The following is a 16207-nucleotide window of genomic DNA, read 5'->3' as shown; positions in this document are numbered from 1 at the left end:
GACAGACACCTTGTCCGGGTGGCGGAATGGCAGACGCGCTAGCTTGAGGTGCTAGTGCCCTTTATCGGGCGTGGGGGTTCAAGTCCCCCCTCGGACACCAAGCGACAACCCACGGGTTGCCGGAGTGCTGGTTGAGATTATTCTCAGCCGGCACTTTTTGTTTGGCTCCACCGCCGACCCGTCACGGCCTGCGGCGCGACGCGAGCCACGGGGTCAGCACCATCCGGGGCACCAGTTCCTTGTACGTACGGTCCCCCGGAAGCGGCACCACCAGCCAGTAGCCTGCCGCGGTGAAGGGCAGCAGGAACTGATGCCACTTGGTCACCGCGTGCACGAACGCCGTCCCGCCGTACACTGAGCGCAGGAACGGCACCACCTCGTCGCGCTCCAGATCCCGGAATTCCACCGTCTCCACGGTCACCGCCGTGTCCCCGCCCGTGTACAAGGTGACCGCCACCCGTGGTGATCCGGTGATCTCGACGCGCACGTCGTGCGGGGGCCGGCCCACCGGTTCGGTGACCGTACGACCGGACTCCACGGCTGTCGTACGGATGGCGGCGAGTGCGGCCTCGGTGCTCGACAGCTCGGCGAAGCTCATGATCGGCAGTCAAGCACAGGAGCGGTCCAGCACCGGCCCGAGGCTGGTCAGGATCGCTCCTGACCAGCCCTTCGCGTCAGGACGTGAAGGTCAGCAGCTGGGCTGCCGCCGAGCTCGTGTCGCCGCCCGGGATGCTCCCGGTGTTGTCCCATCCCCGCTGCGGCGAGGTCACCGCAGCACCCGAGCCGCCGATGCTCAGGGCGAGCCCGCTGTAGCGGTTGATCAGGCGGTACGTCCCGGTGGCCGTCGAGGCGCCGCTCGTGCCCGGCGTCCGTACGACCGGCTGGAAGGACCACTGCCGGCCGGCCGAAGGAGTCGTCCCCAGGGTGCCGGGGGTGACTGCCGCGCCCCAGGCCCGCCCCGTGTTGCCGCCTGCCACGCCCAGGGCCTTGCCCGTCCGCGGGTCCGAGACGGTGAAGAAGCCGTCGCCGGTGGCGGTGAACTTCCACTTCTGGGCCAGCGCCGTGCCGTCCGCGGACTTGAGTTGGTACGAGGACGTGCCGTTGACCGGCGCCACGGGGAGTGCGGACGCGGACTTCGGGGCGATCGTGATGTCCGCGTACTCACCGCTGTAGGTGGAGCAGTAGAAGGAGCAGTACGAGCGGAACGTCTTGCCGAGGACCGTCGAGCTGGTCAGGTTTCCGGTGTCCAGGAACCAGCGGTACCAGGCAGCATTGGGCTGGTCGGCGACGCTGCCCATGTCCTCCCACTTCTGGGTGGCCAGATCGTCCGTCGCGTAGAAGTGCAGCGGTGTCTTGGTGTCGGTGTTCTGCGCGATGTTGTTCTGCGGCGTCCCGATGTACTTGCCGAGGTAGGCGTTCCAGGCGATGTTCATGACGGTGAGCTGCGAGTGGTCGGGCAGGGTGCCGCTGCTCACCTGGTCCTGGGCCTTGCCCGTGGCGCCCGGCCTGTAGTCGTCAGCGGGGGCGATGTAGCCGGAGCCGAGTCCCTCGGAGGGGATGATGTCGCTCTCGGCCCCGCCGACGCCCGGGGTCTGCCAGGCGCCGTCGTACCACTTCTTCCACGACGAGCGGGCCATCTTCTGGGCGATGGGCGCGCGGGCCACGTGCTGGAGCCAGACCGCGCCGCCGCCGGACTTGTTCAGGACCCGGGATGCGTAGAAGACGTAGAAGTAGCCCGAAGCGTTGTCGACGAAGAGGCGCTGGTCGCCGTCGCCGTAGTAGTAGGTCGAGCCGGGGAACTGGGCGGTGTCGTTGCGGGCCGTGGAGAACGGCGAGGTGATGGCGTGGTCCTGGATGTTCCAGGTCTTGCCCTGGTTCGTGGAGACGGCGAAGTCGATCGAGTCGTAGTGCATGCCGTCGCCGAAGGGCTGCGGGGTGAACTCGTTGTGGACGAGGCCGTACCAGTTGCCCGAGTCCGGGTCGACCCAGACGCCGCTCAGGTCGCAGTAGTTGCGCTGCGAGTAGCCGGAGCCTGCGGCAGCGGTGCTCTCCAGGCCCGTCGGGCTGTTGTTGCAGCGCCAGGTGGTGTCGTCGTTACGGTCGTCGGGGTTGGCCGGGTTCACGGCGCCGGAGATGGGCGACAGTGCGGTGGAGTCGAAGTTCGCTCCGGTGTAGAAGCTCCACTTGCGTGTCTCGTCGGCGCCGTAGAGGGCGTGCGCCTGTGTGTAGTAGAACGTGCCGTCCTTGTCGTTGTAGACGGAGGCGGGGGTGTCGTCGGGGCGTGCGTACGAGACGGCCTTGCCCGAAGAGAGGCTGTACTTCGCCGCCGGGGCCGTGGTGGCGCCCCATTTCTGCGTCGGCTGCGCGGGGTCGCACGGGGCGAGTCCGATGCGGGCGCTGTTGACGACCGAACCGCCCTGGACAGCAAGGCACTTGCCCGACTTGACGCTGTATATCGTGCCGTCGGGAAGGTACTTGAACTTCTGCTGCGGAACTCCGGACACACAGCTGTAGAGCTGGACCAGCGCCCCGTTGGCGTTGGAGGCGCCGGTGACGTCGAGGCACTTCCCGTAGACCGTGACACTGCCGTCGGTCCCCCAGGTCCACGCCTGCGCCGATGCGCCGTTGCAGGTGAACACCTGGATGACGGTGCCGTTGGCGGTGCCGAAGTCGGCGTCGTCGAGGCACTTGCCGCCGATCGTGACCGTACCGGGCGCGCCTGCTGCCGACTCGGAGACGGCGGGGACGGCCGCGCCCGCGGCGGGGGCCCCTGCCCCCGCTATCAGCATGACCGTGCAGGCCAGGACCGCCGCGAGGACGGCGCGCAGCCAGGGTGTCGTTCTGTGTTTCATCGAGATCCTCCGATGCCGAGACGCGTGGGGAACACGGAACTGTGCGGGGGTGTGGCCGACGGCGTCCTCAGAGGACGCCGAGCTCCGCGGAGAGCACCAGGCAGGCTCCGCCGAGCAGGATCAGATCGGCGTCGCCGGCCAGCGAGCGGATCGTCAGCGAGGCGCTGATGGGCGGCAGGGTGCGGGCCCGTGCCGTGGCGGTCACCGCCTTGAGGAACTCGCCTTCGACGAGCTCGGCGGGGCCGGTGAGGACGACTTCGTTGAGATTGAGGGCGCTGAGGATCGGGGCGAGCACCGCGCCCAGGGCCCGGCCTGCCGCCGTACGGACCGCGGGGCGTCCGGCCTCGGCCGTCCGCGCGAGCCGGGCCCGCAGATGCGCAGCGTCGATGAGCAGGTCCAGGCAGCCGCGCCGACCGCACACGCACGGTTCGCCGTCCTCGTCGACGGTGATGTGGCCGATCTCCCCTGCGGCGAACTGCTCGCCCTCGACCAGTTCGCCGCCGACGACCAGACCGGCGCCGACCCCGTGCTCGATCGCGACGACCATGAGGTTCTGCGCCTGTGTGCTGCGGAAGTGGAGCACGGCCAGGGCGGCGACGTTGATGTCGTTGCCGACGTACGCCGGGATCCCGAAGCGTTCGGTGAGCCGCTCCGCCAGGGGCAGTTGTGACCATTCGAGGTGAGCGGCGTGCCGGACGGTCCCCGTGTCGTCGATGATGCCGGGCGAGCCGACCCCGATCCCCAGCACCTGCCGGGGTGCGAGGGCGAGCAGTTCGGCGGCGAGGCGGAGCACCAGTTCGGTGGCCGCGGCGCCCAGGGCGCCGCCGAGAGGGATCTCGGCCCGCCCGACGACCTCTCCGCGCAGATCGAGGACCGCTCCGGTGAACCGGTCGCTGTGGGACAGGTCGAGTACGACGAGGTTGACCGCGTCCTCGATCCGTACGAGGTTCGCGGGTTTGCCCGGCCGGCTGCCCTTGCGGGGCCCGATGTCGGTGACAAGGCCGTCGCTCTCCAGCTCGGCGACCAGTGCGGAGATCGTCGGGGCGGTGAGGCCCGAGTCCCGTGCGAGCTCGGAGCGGCTCATCGGGCCCTGGTGGTAGAGCGTCGCCAGGACGAGCGAGCGGTTGTGCACCCGGCTGTCCTGGGTGCGGGCCTTGGTCCGCTCCGGCGGGCTGCGCCGGGCCGACGAGACCTGGAAGAGCCCCCGTTGCGGGGGGACGGGCTGCACGGCGGGTGTCGAGGGCTCGGCCACGGGACGACAACGCTCCCTCGGGTTTCTAAGACGTCTTTACTTAAGACGCCTCAGATATTCAGCCTCCGTCGCGTACCTGTCAAGGGGTGGCTGGATCGGCCCTGGTGGGGCCCGTCAGGCCCAGGAGGGCATGACGCCTGCCAGCTGGCAGATCATCAGATAGAGAGGGATGGGCGGGGTGTACGGAACTTCCGCGTCAGGCCAGTGGATCAGGCGGGGCCGGCCCCCCACGGGCAGATGGGCGCCCGGAGCATAGTGGGAGAGTTCGGGCCAGCGGAGGTCGCGGTCGGAGCCCGCGGGGACGACCCACCACCACCAGCCGGTCTCGGTGTCGGCGTAGACGCACCCCGGGCGGCGCAGCCGGGCCATCAGGCGCAGACCGTGGTGTTCGGGAACCCCTACCGCGTCACAGCCGAGGGGGGTCCAGAGGGCCGGATCGCGGGAGAGCACAGCTCTCAGCACGGCAGCTCCGCCCAGACGGTACGGCCCAGGACATGGTCCGCGGATTCGACTCCCCAGGCGGTGCTGACGGCGTCGACCAGCAGGAGCCCCCGGCCGTGTTCGCCCCGGGGCGAGCGGCAGAGCTGAGGACCGTCGGGCGTCCTGCCCCGGTCCTGGACGGAGATATGGAGCGTGCCGAAACCATCACCGGCCAGGGGCCCGGGAGTTGTCCCCCCGAGTGAAGCCGTGCCGAGCACACGGTCGCCGTATGCGTGCACCACCGCATTGGTGAACAGCTCGGACAGGACGAGTGCCGCCGTGTCGATGACGTCGTCGGAGAGATCCCATCCGGCGAGCTGACGTCTCATCAGCCGACGTGCCAGGCCCACTGATTCAGGGCGTGCCGGTAAATCGAATCCGTACCGGCGCTCCGTCAGGAGCAGGGGGACTAGCGCACTGCCAGAGACCACGACCGAAATCCTCACCACGGGGAGGCAGCGCCGGACTCACACCTCCCCCCGGGGGTGCGCGGCAGCCGCGTGAACTGGTTCAGTGATCTACTGTCCACCCGTCACCGACACCTTGGCAAGGGGCACTCTGAAATGTGCAGAGTGGCGTGACCATGATCGGGTCGGCATGGCACACTGCTTCCAACTGCCCACGCGGAGGTCCTGAGTTGAGTGAACCGCGGTCCGCACCCACCGTCGGACAGGTCGTACTCGGAAAGCGCTTGCTGGATCTGCGTGAGCGAGCGGGCCTCAGCCGCGAACAGGCCGGCAGGATTCTGCGGGTCACCCCTGCCACCATCCGCCGCATGGAGGCGGCAGAGGTCGGGCTGAAGATCCCCTACGTGCAGTTGCTCCTGAAGGCGTACGGCATCACGGAGGAGGAGTCGGACGCCTTCGTGGAGCTGGCCGAGGAGGCCAACAAGCCGGGCTGGTGGCAGAGTTTCCACGGGATCCTGCCCGACTGGTTCTCCATGTACGTCAGCCTGGAGGGCGCCGCGAGCCTGATCAGGACGTACGAACCGCACTTCGTGCCCGGCCTGCTCCAGACCGAGGCGTACGCACTCCATGTGCTGCGCGGCGGCGCCGTCGGGCAGACCAACCCCGGGGACATCGAACGGCATGTGGCCCTGCGGATGGAGCGGCAGTCCCTGCTCGCCAGGGACGACGCCCCGAAGCTGTGGGCCGTCATGGACGAAACGGTTTTTCGCCGCCCCGTGGGCACGCCGGACGTGATGCGGGCGCAGATCGACCGGCTCCTGGAGGCCGCCGAACTGCCTCATGTCACCCTGCAGATCGCGGAGTTCTCGACCGGGCACCACCCGGGGACGTACGGACCCTTCGTGCTCTTCCGGTTCGCGGTTCCCGAGCTGCCGGACATGGTCTACAGCGAGTACCTGACCGGGTCCGTCTATCTCGACGCCCGGCCCGAGGTGGCCGCCCACCTCGAAGTGATGGACCGCATGGCGGCCCAGGCGGCGACTGCACAACGCACGAAGGAGCTCCTGAGGGAACTCCGCAAGGAGCTGTAAATGGATCGCATATACAACGGCATGCCCGCCGCGGAGCTGGGCACCGAGGGCTGGCACAAGCCTTGGAGCGGCGGCAACGGGGGCAACTGCGTGGAGGCCATGAAACTGGCCGACGGCAGGATCGCCCTGCGCCAGTCCGCCGATCCCGACGGCCCCGCGCTCATCTACACCCATGGCGAGCTCAGCGCCTTCATCCGGGGCGCGAAGGCCGGCCACGCCGACTTTCTTCTCTACTAGCCCGGCCTTGTCAACCGACGTGACGTCTGGAGTACTTGATGACGGAGATCGACACCAGCAAACCGCACCCGGCCCGGGTGTACGACTGGTTCCTCGGCGGCAAGGACAACTATCCGGTCGACCAGGCCATGGCCGAACAGCTCCTCAAGCTGGACTCCCGGGGCCCCGAGATGGCCAGGACCAACCGGGCCTTCATGCACCGGGCGACGCGCAGGCTCGCCGGGAGCGGGGTACGGCAGTTCCTCGACATCGGCACCGGCATACCGACCGAGCCCAATCTGCACCAGATCGCGCAGCAGGCCGCCCCTGACGCACGGATCGTGTACTGCGACAACGACCCGATCGTCCTTGCGCACGCCGAGGCGCTGCTGCGGTCCTCGCCGGAGGGCGTCACCGAGTACGTACAGGCTGACGCGCGGGAGCCGGCGACCATTCTGGAGCGGGCCGGGAAGATCCTGGACCTCGACCAGCCGATCGCCCTCTCGCTCGTGGCGCTGCTGCACTTCATCGAGGACGACGACGCGCACGCGCTGGTCGACTATCTGATGGAGCGGATGCCCACCGGGAGCTTCCTGGTCGTGTCCCATGTCACCGGCGACTTCGACCCCGAGGGCGCCGCGAAGGGGGTCGCGATGTACCGCGAGCGCGGGCTGACACTTCGGCCGCGTTCGCGCGACGAGGTCGTGGCGTTCTTCGACGGCCTTGAGCTCATCGAGCCTGGTGTCGCGCTGGCCGCCGAGTGGCGGCCCGAGCTGGGTGAGCCCGTACCGACGACGGGCGACGCCCCGATCCCTGGATGGGTGGGCGTCGCCCGCAAGGGCTGAGCGGCAGAGAGGTCAGTGGCCGCGGCCGATCCATTCCTCCAGGTGCGGGGCCTCCGCGCCGATGGTGGTCGGATCGCCGTGGCCGGTACGGACCGCTGTCTCCGGCGGCAGGGTCAGCAGCCTGTCCCTGATCGAGTCGATGATCGTCGGGAAGTGGGAGTACGAGCGGCCTGTCGCGCCCGGGCCGCCCTGGAAAAGGGTGTCACCGGTGAAGACGGTGGCGAGCTCCGGTGCGTACAGGCAGACCGCCCCCGGCGCATGGCCGGGGGTGTGGACGACCCGCAGCTCCGTACCGGCCACGGACAGCCGCTGTCCGTCGGTCAGTTCGCCGTCCGGGGCGCGGTCCGGGTGGGTCTGCTTCCACAGTTCGAGGTCGTCCGCGTGGAGCAGGACCGGGGCTCCCGTGGCGTCCGCGAGGGCCGGGGCCGCGTCGATGTGGTCGTTGTGCCCGTGCGTGCAGACGATCGCGCGCAGCGTACGGCCGCCGAGCGCGGCCAGGATCGCCTCCGCGTCGTGCGCGGCGTCGATGACGACGGCTTCCGTGTCGTCGCCGACGATCCAGACGTTGTTGTCCACGTCCCAGGTCCCGCCGTCGAGCGAGAAAGTCCCGGAGGTGACCAGGTGGTCGATGCGCGCCGTCATCAGAAGACCACCACCGAGCGCAGGACTTCGCCTTCGTGCATCCGCTCGAAGGCCTTCTCCACGTCGCCCAGTTCGATCGTCTCGGTGACGAACGCGCCGAGGTCGATACGGCCCTGCTGGTGCAGGTCGATGAGCATCGGGAAGTCGCGGGACGGCAGGCAGTCCCCGTACCAGGAGGACTTGAGCGCGCCGCCGCGCCCGAAGACGTCGATGAGCGGGAGTTCCAGCTGCATCTCGGGCGTCGGGACGCCGACCAGGACGACGGTCCCGGCCAGATCGCGTGCGTAGAAGGCCTGCTTGTACGTCTCGGGGCGGCCCACCGCTTCGATGACGACATCGGCGCCGAAGCCGCCGGTCAGCTCGCGGATCGCCTCGACGGGGTCCGAGGTGCGGGAGTTGACGGTGTGCGTGGCGCCCATCGTCTTCGCGGTCTGCAGCTTGCGGTCGTCGATGTCGACCGCGATGATCTTCGCCGCGCCCGCGAGCCGCGCGCCGACCACGGCCGCGTCACCGACGCCGCCACAGCCGATGACCGCGACCGTGTCGCCGCGGCCGACCTGTCCGGTGTTGATCGCGGCGCCGATGCCCGCCATGACGCCGCAGCCGAGGAGGCCCGCGACGGCCGGGGAGACGGACGGGTCGACCTTGGTGCACTGGCCCGCGGCGACCAGGGTCTTCTCGGCGAAGGCGCCGATGCCGAGCGCCGGGGAGAGCTCGGTCCCGTCGAGCAGCGTCATCCGCTGCTTCGCGTTGTGGGTGTCGAAGCAGTACTGCGGTCGCCCGCGCAGACAGGCACGGCACTGGCCGCACACCGCACGCCAGTTGAGGATCACGAAGTCGCCGGGGGCGACGTCGGTGACGCCCTCCCCCACCGACTCGACGATGCCCGACGCCTCGTGGCCGAGGAGGAAGGGGAACTCGTCGTTGATCCCACCCTGCTTGTAGTGGAGGTCGGTGTGACAGACCCCGCAGGCCTGGATCTTCACTACGGCTTCGCCGGGACCCGGGTCGGGGACGATGATCGTCTCCACGCGGACGGGCTCGTTCTTGCCGGGGGCAATGACCCCTTGGACCTGCTGTGCCATGCCGTCTGCAGCCTTCCGTGCGACCGGGTGGTACGTCGGCCCTATTCTCCCAGGCTCTGGCGCTCGACGGCGACCTCCCGGACCCTGCCGCGTACCAGGAACCAGCCGCCGACCAGGGCGGCCGCGATCAACGGCAGGCAGTACACGGTGGTGCGGCCCACGCCGCCGCCCCACCACATCAGGAAGACGACGCAGGCGAGGAAGACGAGCGTGACGATCTGGGTGTACGGGGCCCACGGCAGCCGGTATCCGGGGCGGGTGACCCGGCCGTCCTGCGCGCGGCGCCAGAACAGCAGCGAGCAGAGCATGATCATGCCCCAGGTGCCGAGGATGCCGATCGAGGCGAAGTTGAGGACGATCTCGAAGGCCTTGCCGGGGACGATGTAGTTCAGTACGACGCCCAGGACGCCGAAGCCCGCCGTCAGCAGGATGCCGCCGTACGGCACCTGACCCTTGTTCATCAGGCCGGTGAAGCGGGGCGCGGAACCCGACAGGGACATCGAGCGCAGGATGCGGCCGGTGGAGTACAGGCCGGAGTTGAGGCTGGAGAGCGCCGCGGTGAGGACCACCAGGTTCATCACGCCGGCCGCGCCGGGGACGCCGAGCTTGGCGAGGACGGTGACGAAGGGGCTCTGGCCGTCGGAGTACGAGGTGTACGGGAGCAGCAGCGCGAGGAGGACCACCGAGCCGACGTAGAAGATACCGACGCGCCACATGATCGAGTTGATCGCCTTGGGCATGATCTTCTCGGGGTGTTCGGTCTCGCCCGCGGCGACGCCGCACAGTTCCACCGAGGCGTACGCGAAGACGACGCCCTGGATGACGAGGAGCATCGGCATCACACCGCTGGGGAAGAGCCCGCCGTGGTCGCTGATCGAGGCGAAGCCGGGGGTGTGGCCGTCGACCGCGTGCTGGGTGACGATCAGGTAGATGCCGACGCACATGAAGGCGACCAGGGCCGCGACCTTGATGATCGAGAACCAGAACTCCATCTCGCCGAAGTACTTCACCGAGATCAGGTTGGCGGTGAGGACGACGGCGAGGGCGACGAGGGCGCAGACCCACTGCGGGACCGAGCTGAACATCGACCAGAAGTGGGCGTACGTCGCGGCGGCCGTGATGTCGGCGACCGCGGTGGTGGACCAGTTGAGGAAGTAGAGCCAGCCCGCACTGTAGGCGCCCTTCTCACCCATGAACTCCCGGGCGTAGGAGACGAAGGCGCCGGAGGAGGGGCGGTAGAGGACGAGCTCGCCGAGCGCCCGTACGACGAAGAAGGCGAAGACTCCGCAGACCGCGTAGGCGATCGCGAGGGAGGGTCCCGCACCGGCCATCCGGCCGCCGGCGCCGAGGAAGAGGCCGGTGCCTATCGCACCGCCGATCGCGATCATGTTGATGTGGCGGGACTTGAGGTCCTTGCTGTACCCCTCGTCCCCGGCGTCGACGTGTGGGGAGGTCGTCTTGGCCGGAGCGGTGGTGAGGTCACTCATGCGGGTGCGTTGCCTTACGTGGGGGGTCACGATCAAGGCGACAGCGTAGAGGGGCGTACGCGGCACGAATACCGCAGGGGATTCGATTGAATTCTTTGTCACATAAGGTTTGCGACGGCACAGATCACGGTGCGAGGACGTCGAGCTCCTTGAGAGCGCCGACCGCGATCTCACGGGTGAGTTCCTCGGCACGGATCGCATTGCCTTCCCGTACAGCCTCCGCCACCTGCACATGCAAGGTCACGGCGGCCGGGTCGGGGTCCTCGAACATCACCTGGTGATGGGTGCGACCGGAAAGAACCTCGGCGACCACATCGCCGAGCCGCGCGAACATCTCGTTGCCCGATGCCTGCAGCACGATGCGGTGGAAGGCGACGTCGTGGACGAGGTACGCCTCCAGCTGCTGGCCGCGCGAGGAAGCGACCATGCCGAGCGCCTGCTCGGTGAGGGCGGCGCACTGTTCGGCGGTGGCGTACCTGGCGGCGAGGCCCGCGGCGACCGGTTCGACCGCCGAGCGCAGCACGGTCAGGGAGCGGAGCTGGTGGGGGCGGTCGGTGCCGGCCAGGCGCCACCGGATGACCTGCGGGTCGTACACGTTCCACTGCTCGGTCGGCCGTACGGTCACGCCGACCCGGCGCCTGGACTCCACCAGGTGCATGGACTCCAGGACCCGGACCGCCTCACGGATGACCGTGCGCGAGACCTCGAAGCGCTGCGCGAGCTCGTCGGTGCGCAGCACGCTGCCTGGTGGGTACTCGCCCGCAGCGATCGCGGGGCCGAGATTCTCCAGCACATGGGCGTGCAGCCCCCGGCCCTGAGTGGTCATGGGTTCAGGGTACGGGGCGACCCCCGTAGCCAATACGTATGACTTTTAAGTCACAGACTCTTGAATACGTCGTACCTAATGGGTTTCAGTAGCGACTGGCAAAGGACCGATGTCGATGAAGACAGCGAGGCACCACCCCATGAGCACCCCCCGAGTCGTCGTCCTGATGGGCGTGGCAGGGACCGGCAAGACCACGATCGGTCCCCTGCTCGCCGCCGGACTGGGCGTCCCGTACGCCGAGGGCGACGATTTCCACCCTCCGGCGAACATCGCCAAGATGTCGGCAGGGACCCCGCTGGACGACGACGACCGCTGGCCCTGGCTCGACGCCATCGGTCAGTGGGCGCACGGCCGCGAAGGGCTCGGCGGGGTGGTCTCCAGCTCCGCGCTCAAGCGCGTCTACCGCGACCGGCTCCGCGCCGAGGCGCCCGGCGTCCTCTTCCTCCACCTCACCGGCGACCGCGCGCTGATCGAACAGCGGATGTCGGAGCGCAAGGGCCACTTCATGCCCACCGCGCTCCTCGACTCGCAGTTCGCCACCCTGCAGCCGCTGGGCGCCGACGAGGCGGGCGTCGCCGTCGACATCGCCGGAACCCCCCACGACATCACCGAGCGGGCCGTCGCAGCACTGCGCCGGTACGAGAAGTAAGGAATCCACCGTGTCCAGTCTCAGCGTCGAGACCCTGGCAGCGGACGCCGTCGCGCCGATCACCTCGGCGGGCAACGCCCACCTCGGGATCGCGGTCCTCGCGGGCATCGCCGTCATCGTCCTGCTCATCACGAAGTTCAAGCTCCACGCGTTCCTCGCCCTGACCATCGGGTCCCTGGCACTCGGCGCGCTCGCGGGCGCCCCGCTCGACAAGGTGATCCTGAGCTTCACCGCCGGACTCGGATCGACCGTCGCGGGGGTCGGCGTCCTGATCGCACTCGGCGCGATCCTCGGCAAGCTGCTCGCCGACTCCGGCGGCGCCGACCAGATCGTCGACACGATCCTGGCGAAGGCCGGGAAGTCCGGCGGGAAGCTGATGCCATGGGCGATGGTGGTCATCGCCTCGATCATCGGGCTGCCGCTCTTCTTCGAGGTCGGCATCGTGCTGCTGATCCCGGTGGTGCTCCTGGTCGCCAAGCGCGGCAACTACTCGCTGATGCGCATCGGCATCCCGGCCCTGGCCGGACTGTCCGTGATGCACGGACTGATCCCGCCGCACCCCGGTCCGCTCGTCGCGATCGACGCGGTCGGCGCGAACCTCGGGATCACCCTCGCCCTCGGCGTGCTGGTCGCCATCCCGACCGTGATCATCGCCGGCCCGCTGTTCTCGAAGGTGGCCGCCCGCTGGGTCGACATCAAGGCGCCTGAGCGGATGCTGAACACTCCCGAGGGGGCGACCCGCCCCTCGGAGGACCTGGAGACCCGGCCGAGCTTCCGCGCCACCATCGCGACCGTGCTGCTGCCCGTCGTCCTGATGCTGGCCAAGGCGCTCGTCGACATCGTCGTGGACGACCCGACGCACATGATCCAGCGCGTCTTCGACGTCATCGGCTCCCCGCTGATCGCACTCCTTGCCGCGGTGATCGTCGGAATGTTCACGCTGGGGCGTGCCGCCGGGTTCACCAAGGACCGGCTGTCGACGACCGTCGAGAAGTCCCTCGCACCTATCGCCGGTGTGCTGCTGATCGTCGGCGCGGGCGGCGGCTTCAAGCAGACGCTGATCGACTGCGGCGTGGGTCAGATGGTCATGGACATCTCCAAGAACTGGTCGATTCCGGCGCTGCTGCTCGCGTGGCTGATCGCCGTGGTGATCCGGCTGGCGACGGGTTCCGCGACCGTGGCGACCGTCTCCGCCGCCGGTCTCGTGGCGCCGCTCGCCGCCGACATGTCCACCCCGCACACGGCTCTGCTCGTCCTCGCGATCGGTGCGGGCTCACTCTTCTTCAGCCATGTGAACGACGCCGGATTCTGGCTGGTGAAGGAGTACTTCGGGATGGACGTCGGCCAGACGCTGAAGACCTGGTCGGTGATGGAGACGATCATCTCGGTGGTCGCGCTCGTCTTCGTCCTGCTGCTCTCACTGGTCATCTAGCCACAGCACGAAATGGCGCCGCCTCCCCCGGTCCTGCGGGGGAGGCGGCGCCGTTTCGTGTTACTTCACGTGTTACTTCACCCCCACCGCCCGGGTGATCTCCTGGGCGACGGACCCGCCCTTGTTGTCCTTCGCGGACGCCCTCAGCGACACGAACTTCGCGCCGTTCGGGACCTTCAGGCTGCCCTTCCAGGAAGCGCCGTGGCCCGAGAGCGCCACGGACGTCCAGGTGGCGCCGTCGTCGTACGACACTTCCAGCTTGCCGCCGCCGAGCGTGCCGGTGCCGACCGCGCCCTTCACGTACTCGGCGTAGATCCCGACCGGGATCCGCGAACCGGCCCGCACATTGCCCGTGAGGTCGGTGTCGACGTCGAAGCCGAGGTTGATCAGCGGCAGGAAGGTGTACCGGTCGGCAGGCGTCTGGGCCGACTTGAAGGTCCACTCGGCGTGGCCCTTCGTCGACAGCTTCCACCGCTTGGCGTCGAGCGTCGTGTCGGTGGTGACCTTGTACGTGTGCTCGGCCGGATCGGCGTCCCACGCATAGGCGCCGGAGCTGGTCGCGTGATCGACCTGCACCCCGTCGACGTACACATCGGTGAACTGTGTCATCGAGTCGTCGCTCCACACGTCGCCGAAGCCGGTGTGGTCAGGACCCGAGTCGCCCCAGCCGGGGGTGTTGAAACTCAGGTCGTTGCCCGCGCGCTGCTGCCCCCAGCCGAGCCCGGTGCCCAGCCACGGGTGCCAGACCGGCTTGAACCAGTCGAGTTCCTTGTGCGAGCCGCCCTGGTACGCGACGAGGCCGCTGCGCTCCTCCAGGACGGTCGGCCCGGTCTGCACGGACTCGTGCCAGGTCTGGCCGGCTCCCGTGGAGACGTAGTCGGTGCGCTCGGCCGGGTAGTTGATCTTCTCCAGGAAGCCGAGGCCGATGGGGAAGGTGTCGGTGATGGAGTAGCGGAACTCGCCGCCGTCCTGCGGGTTCACCGCGTAGAACTTGGCGTCCAGTACGGCCAGTTCGCGCTTCGACGGCTTGTACGTCAGGTCGCCCTGCGGCACGGAGCCCTTGTGCTGGTCGGTGAGGTCGTACACCCAGGGTGTGTTGCGGGTGCCGGTCGTCTCGATGCGGCGGCCCGCCTTGGCGTCCGCGGCGAGCGCGGCACCGCCAGCGGCGTCGACCGTGGCGACCTGCAGCGGCCTGTCGGCGTAGTCGTCGGTGCCGAACCAGTCGTTCAGCCGGCCCGGTTCGTCGTCCGTCACGAACAGCGCCTTGGCGCCCGCGTCCTGGGCCGCCTGGGCGAGCTCGACCGGGGTGAGCGCGTCGGAGCGGCGTACGAGGACGGCCTTGCCGCGCACGTCCTTGCCCGTGTAGTCGGCGGGCGCGCCGTTGCCGGCGTCGACGACCGCGAGCCTGTTGCGGCCCTCGATCAGCGTGGTGCCGGGCTGCACGACGGCCTCGCGCACGCCGTCGACCTGGAGCATCGGCCGGCCCAGACGCCATACCGTGCGGTACTCGAAACTGCCGTCGGTCACCTTCTGGGTGGGCGCGGCGAAGATGCTGTCGTACACGATGGGGACCTGCACGGCACCCGTGTAGTTGGCGCCGCCGGCGGTCCGGTTGACCTCCATGACGAGCTGCCGGGTCTGGGTGGTGCGCCCGACGTCGGCCTTGATCTCCCTCAACTTCCGTCCGTCGAGGGTGATTTCACGGTCCTGGTCGAGCTTGATCTCCGGGTTGGCCAGATAGCCGAGGCCCAGAGAGTCCTTGCCGTGGCTGCCGTGCACATCGAGGAAGGAGTCGACGTAGTAGTTACCCGGCTGCAGGCGCAGCTGGAGGGTGCCGGAGTCATCAACGACGGCCGGGAACGCGTCTGCGCTCGCGGCGAGCTTCTGCACCCCGAGGTAGGCCGGTGTCGGCGCGCCGTCCCGGTCCTTCACATGGACGGTGAGCGTGTACCGCTCCTCCTCCTTGACCATGCCGAACGCGGTGTGCGCGACGGTCTTGCCGCCGCTGGTCGCAAGGATCTGTCCGCTGAGGTTGCCGACCGCCGCCTTGGCGCCGTCGCCGGTGACGGTGGTGGAGGCGGTGCCGTGCGCGGGAACGGTGAGCGTGGTGTCGGCGAGGGCGACGACGCCGTCCGGGTCGCCCTGCGCGGCGAGGCTCAACTCGACCGGGGCATCGGAGGAGTTGGAGTACGTGACGGCCTTGGTGACCGGCTTGTTCTCCTCGTACGGCCACTTGTAGTAGCCGAGGTCGGCGCTGCCGGTCGCGGTGATCTGCGCGTCGATCGCGTCGGGCACGCTGACCCGGCCCGTACCCAACGTGTAGACGGAGTCGTCGAGTTGCTTCGACGTCGACATCAGCCCGTCCTTGAGCTGCGCGCCCGTCCAGTCCGGGTGCTTCTCGGCGAGCAGCGCCGCGACACCGGCGACGTGCGGCGTCGCCATCGACGTACCGCTCATCGTCGTGTACGAACCGGTGCCGGCGACGTACGAGGAGCGCGCGGCGAGGATGCCGACGCCGGGCGCCGACAGGTCGGGCTTGAGGGCGTTGTCGCCCAGGCGCGGGCCCTGGCTGGTGAAGTAGGCGGGCTGGTCGGCGGAGTCGACGGCGCCGATGGTGAGCGCGGAGTCGGCGGCGCCGGGCGAGCCGATGGAGGTGGGGGCGCCGACGTTGCCCGCCGCGATGACGAAGAGGGTGCCGGTCTCCTGGGAGAGGGTGTTCACGGCGGCGGCCATCGGGTCGGTGCCGTCGCCGTGAACACCCTCTCCCAGGAGACCGGCACCCTCTTCGTCATCGCGGCGGGCAACGTCGGCGCCCCCACCTCCATCGGCTCGCCCGGCGCCGCCGACTCCGCGCTCACCATCGGCGCCGTCGACTCCGCCGACCAGCCCGCCTACTTCACCAGCCAGGGCCCGCGCCTGGGCGACAACGCCCTCAAGCCCGAC

The 16207-nt window shown here is 69.1% G+C and carries 15 protein-coding genes, 1 tRNA gene and 1 pseudogene; 7 read left to right on the top strand and 10 right to left on the bottom strand.

The features are described from left to right. Positions 1-12: 12 nt before the first annotated feature. A tRNA-Leu gene (locus J0695_RS29155) sits at positions 13-100 on the top strand. 81 nt (positions 101-181) lie between these two features. On the opposite strand, the gene J0695_RS29150 is transcribed toward J0695_RS29155, so the two are convergent. The 5 genes from J0695_RS29150 to J0695_RS29130 form a co-directional block, all read right to left on the bottom strand. Beyond that, complete coding sequence (locus J0695_RS29150) at positions 182-598, bottom strand: hypothetical protein (protein ID WP_206966986.1); 417 nt, start codon at positions 596-598, stop codon at positions 182-184. Between the two features lie 76 nt (positions 599-674). Beyond that, a complete protein-coding gene (locus J0695_RS29145; protein WP_206966984.1) occupies positions 675-2852 on the bottom strand; it encodes a ricin-type beta-trefoil lectin domain protein in 2178 nt (725 codons plus the stop codon). A 67-nt stretch (positions 2853-2919) separates the two neighbouring features. After that, complete coding sequence (locus tag J0695_RS29140; protein WP_206966982.1) at positions 2920-4104, bottom strand: ROK family transcriptional regulator; 1185 nt, start codon at positions 4102-4104, stop codon at positions 2920-2922. Between the two features lie 114 nt (positions 4105-4218). Further along, positions 4219-4611 (bottom strand): hypothetical protein, encoded by a 393-nt coding sequence (locus J0695_RS29135; RefSeq protein WP_372445839.1) that lies wholly within the window; start codon positions 4609-4611, stop codon positions 4219-4221. After that, on the bottom strand, positions 4560-4913 hold the full coding sequence (locus J0695_RS29130) for an ATP-binding protein (RefSeq protein ID WP_372445837.1): 354 nt from the start codon (positions 4911-4913) through the stop codon (positions 4560-4562). Before J0695_RS29130 ends, J0695_RS29135 begins: the two co-directional genes overlap by 52 nt. A 308-nt stretch (positions 4914-5221) precedes the next feature. Here J0695_RS29130 and J0695_RS29125 point away from each other — a divergent pair, with 308 nt between their 5' ends. From J0695_RS29125 to J0695_RS29115, 3 genes are read left to right on the top strand one after another with little or no spacing between them, the layout of a single operon-like run. Continuing rightward, the gene (locus J0695_RS29125) at positions 5222-6082 is read left to right on the top strand and encodes a Sco1979 family transcriptional regulator (RefSeq protein WP_206966978.1); all 861 of its coding nucleotides are present in this window, start codon (positions 5222-5224) and stop codon (positions 6080-6082) included. After that, on the top strand, positions 6083-6319 hold the full coding sequence (locus J0695_RS29120) for a DUF397 domain-containing protein (RefSeq protein WP_206966976.1): 237 nt from the start codon (positions 6083-6085) through the stop codon (positions 6317-6319). A gap of 38 nt (positions 6320-6357) precedes the next feature. Further along, positions 6358-7143, top strand: a complete 786-nt coding sequence (locus tag J0695_RS29115) for an SAM-dependent methyltransferase (protein WP_206966974.1) — start codon at positions 6358-6360, stop codon at positions 7141-7143. 12 nt (positions 7144-7155) lie between these two features. Here the strand turns inward: J0695_RS29115 and J0695_RS29110 are convergent, their stop codons facing one another. The 4 genes from J0695_RS29110 to J0695_RS29095 all read right to left on the bottom strand — a co-directional run bounded on the left by J0695_RS29110 (position 7156) and on the right by J0695_RS29095 (position 11183). After that, positions 7156-7785 carry an MBL fold metallo-hydrolase gene (locus J0695_RS29110; RefSeq protein WP_206966972.1) on the bottom strand — a complete coding sequence of 210 codons (630 nt, stop codon included), beginning with the start codon at positions 7783-7785 and terminating at the stop codon, positions 7156-7158. Then, positions 7785-8870, bottom strand: a complete 1086-nt coding sequence (locus tag J0695_RS29105; protein WP_206966971.1) for an S-(hydroxymethyl)mycothiol dehydrogenase — start codon at positions 8868-8870, stop codon at positions 7785-7787. The genes J0695_RS29110 and J0695_RS29105 overlap by 1 nt, the downstream gene beginning before the upstream one ends. Before the next feature lie 41 nt (positions 8871-8911). Then, positions 8912-10357 (bottom strand): amino acid permease, encoded by a 1446-nt coding sequence (locus tag J0695_RS29100; RefSeq protein ID WP_206966969.1) that lies wholly within the window; start codon positions 10355-10357, stop codon positions 8912-8914. A gap of 124 nt (positions 10358-10481) precedes the next feature. After that, on the bottom strand, positions 10482-11183 hold the full coding sequence (locus J0695_RS29095) for a FadR/GntR family transcriptional regulator (RefSeq protein WP_206966968.1): 702 nt from the start codon (positions 11181-11183) through the stop codon (positions 10482-10484). Between the two features lie 139 nt (positions 11184-11322). Here J0695_RS29095 and J0695_RS29090 point away from each other — a divergent pair, with 139 nt between their 5' ends. Beyond that, the gene (locus J0695_RS29090) at positions 11323-11832 is read left to right on the top strand and encodes a gluconokinase (RefSeq protein ID WP_206966966.1); all 510 of its coding nucleotides are present in this window, start codon (positions 11323-11325) and stop codon (positions 11830-11832) included. A gap of 10 nt (positions 11833-11842) precedes the next feature. Beyond that, entirely contained in the window at positions 11843-13264 is a 1422-nt protein-coding gene (locus J0695_RS29085; protein ID WP_206966964.1) for a GntT/GntP/DsdX family permease, read from the top strand. Positions 13265-13336: 72 nt separating this feature from the next. Here the strand turns inward: J0695_RS29085 and J0695_RS29080 are convergent. Next, positions 13337-16015 (bottom strand): annotated as a pseudogene (locus tag J0695_RS29080) (S8 family serine peptidase); the annotation flags it as partial. Between J0695_RS29080 and J0695_RS44230 the strand changes: the two are divergent. Further along, the coding region (locus tag J0695_RS44230) for a S8 family serine peptidase (RefSeq protein WP_372445838.1) at positions 16016-16207 on the top strand (192 nt) is incomplete at its 3' end.

This window comes from Streptomyces beijiangensis, assembly GCF_017315755.1.
In the GTDB taxonomy this organism is placed as follows: Bacteria; Actinomycetota; Actinomycetes; order Streptomycetales; family Streptomycetaceae; genus Streptomyces; species Streptomyces beijiangensis.
The sequence above is the reverse complement of the archived record's forward strand: the minus strand, read 5'-3'. Positions and strand labels throughout refer to the sequence as shown.

What these genes read in the sequence shown, in the direction of transcription:
- J0695_RS29105 (WP_206966971.1), bottom strand. Translation starts at nt 8,870, where the DNA reads ATGGCACAGCAGGTCCAAGGGGTCATTGCCCCCGGCAAGAACGAGCCC.
- J0695_RS29110 (WP_206966972.1), bottom strand. Translation starts at nt 7,785, where the DNA reads ATGACGGCGCGCATCGACCACCTGGTCACCTCCGGGACTTTCTCGCTC.
- J0695_RS29115 (WP_206966974.1), top strand. Translation starts at nt 6,358, where the DNA reads ATGACGGAGATCGACACCAGCAAACCGCACCCGGCCCGGGTGTACGAC.
- J0695_RS29100 (WP_206966969.1), bottom strand. Translation starts at nt 10,357, where the DNA reads ATGAGTGACCTCACCACCGCTCCGGCCAAGACGACCTCCCCACACGTC.
- J0695_RS29145 (WP_206966984.1), bottom strand. Translation starts at nt 2,852, where the DNA reads ATGAAACACAGAACGACACCCTGGCTGCGCGCCGTCCTCGCGGCGGTC.
- J0695_RS29090 (WP_206966966.1), top strand. Translation starts at nt 11,323, where the DNA reads ATGAGCACCCCCCGAGTCGTCGTCCTGATGGGCGTGGCAGGGACCGGC.
- J0695_RS29120 (WP_206966976.1), top strand. Translation starts at nt 6,083, where the DNA reads ATGGATCGCATATACAACGGCATGCCCGCCGCGGAGCTGGGCACCGAG.
- J0695_RS29150 (WP_206966986.1), bottom strand. Translation starts at nt 598, where the DNA reads ATGAGCTTCGCCGAGCTGTCGAGCACCGAGGCCGCACTCGCCGCCATC.
- J0695_RS29095 (WP_206966968.1), bottom strand. Translation starts at nt 11,183, where the DNA reads ATGACCACTCAGGGCCGGGGGCTGCACGCCCATGTGCTGGAGAATCTC.
- J0695_RS29130 (WP_372445837.1), bottom strand. Translation starts at nt 4,913, where the DNA reads ATGAGACGTCAGCTCGCCGGATGGGATCTCTCCGACGACGTCATCGAC.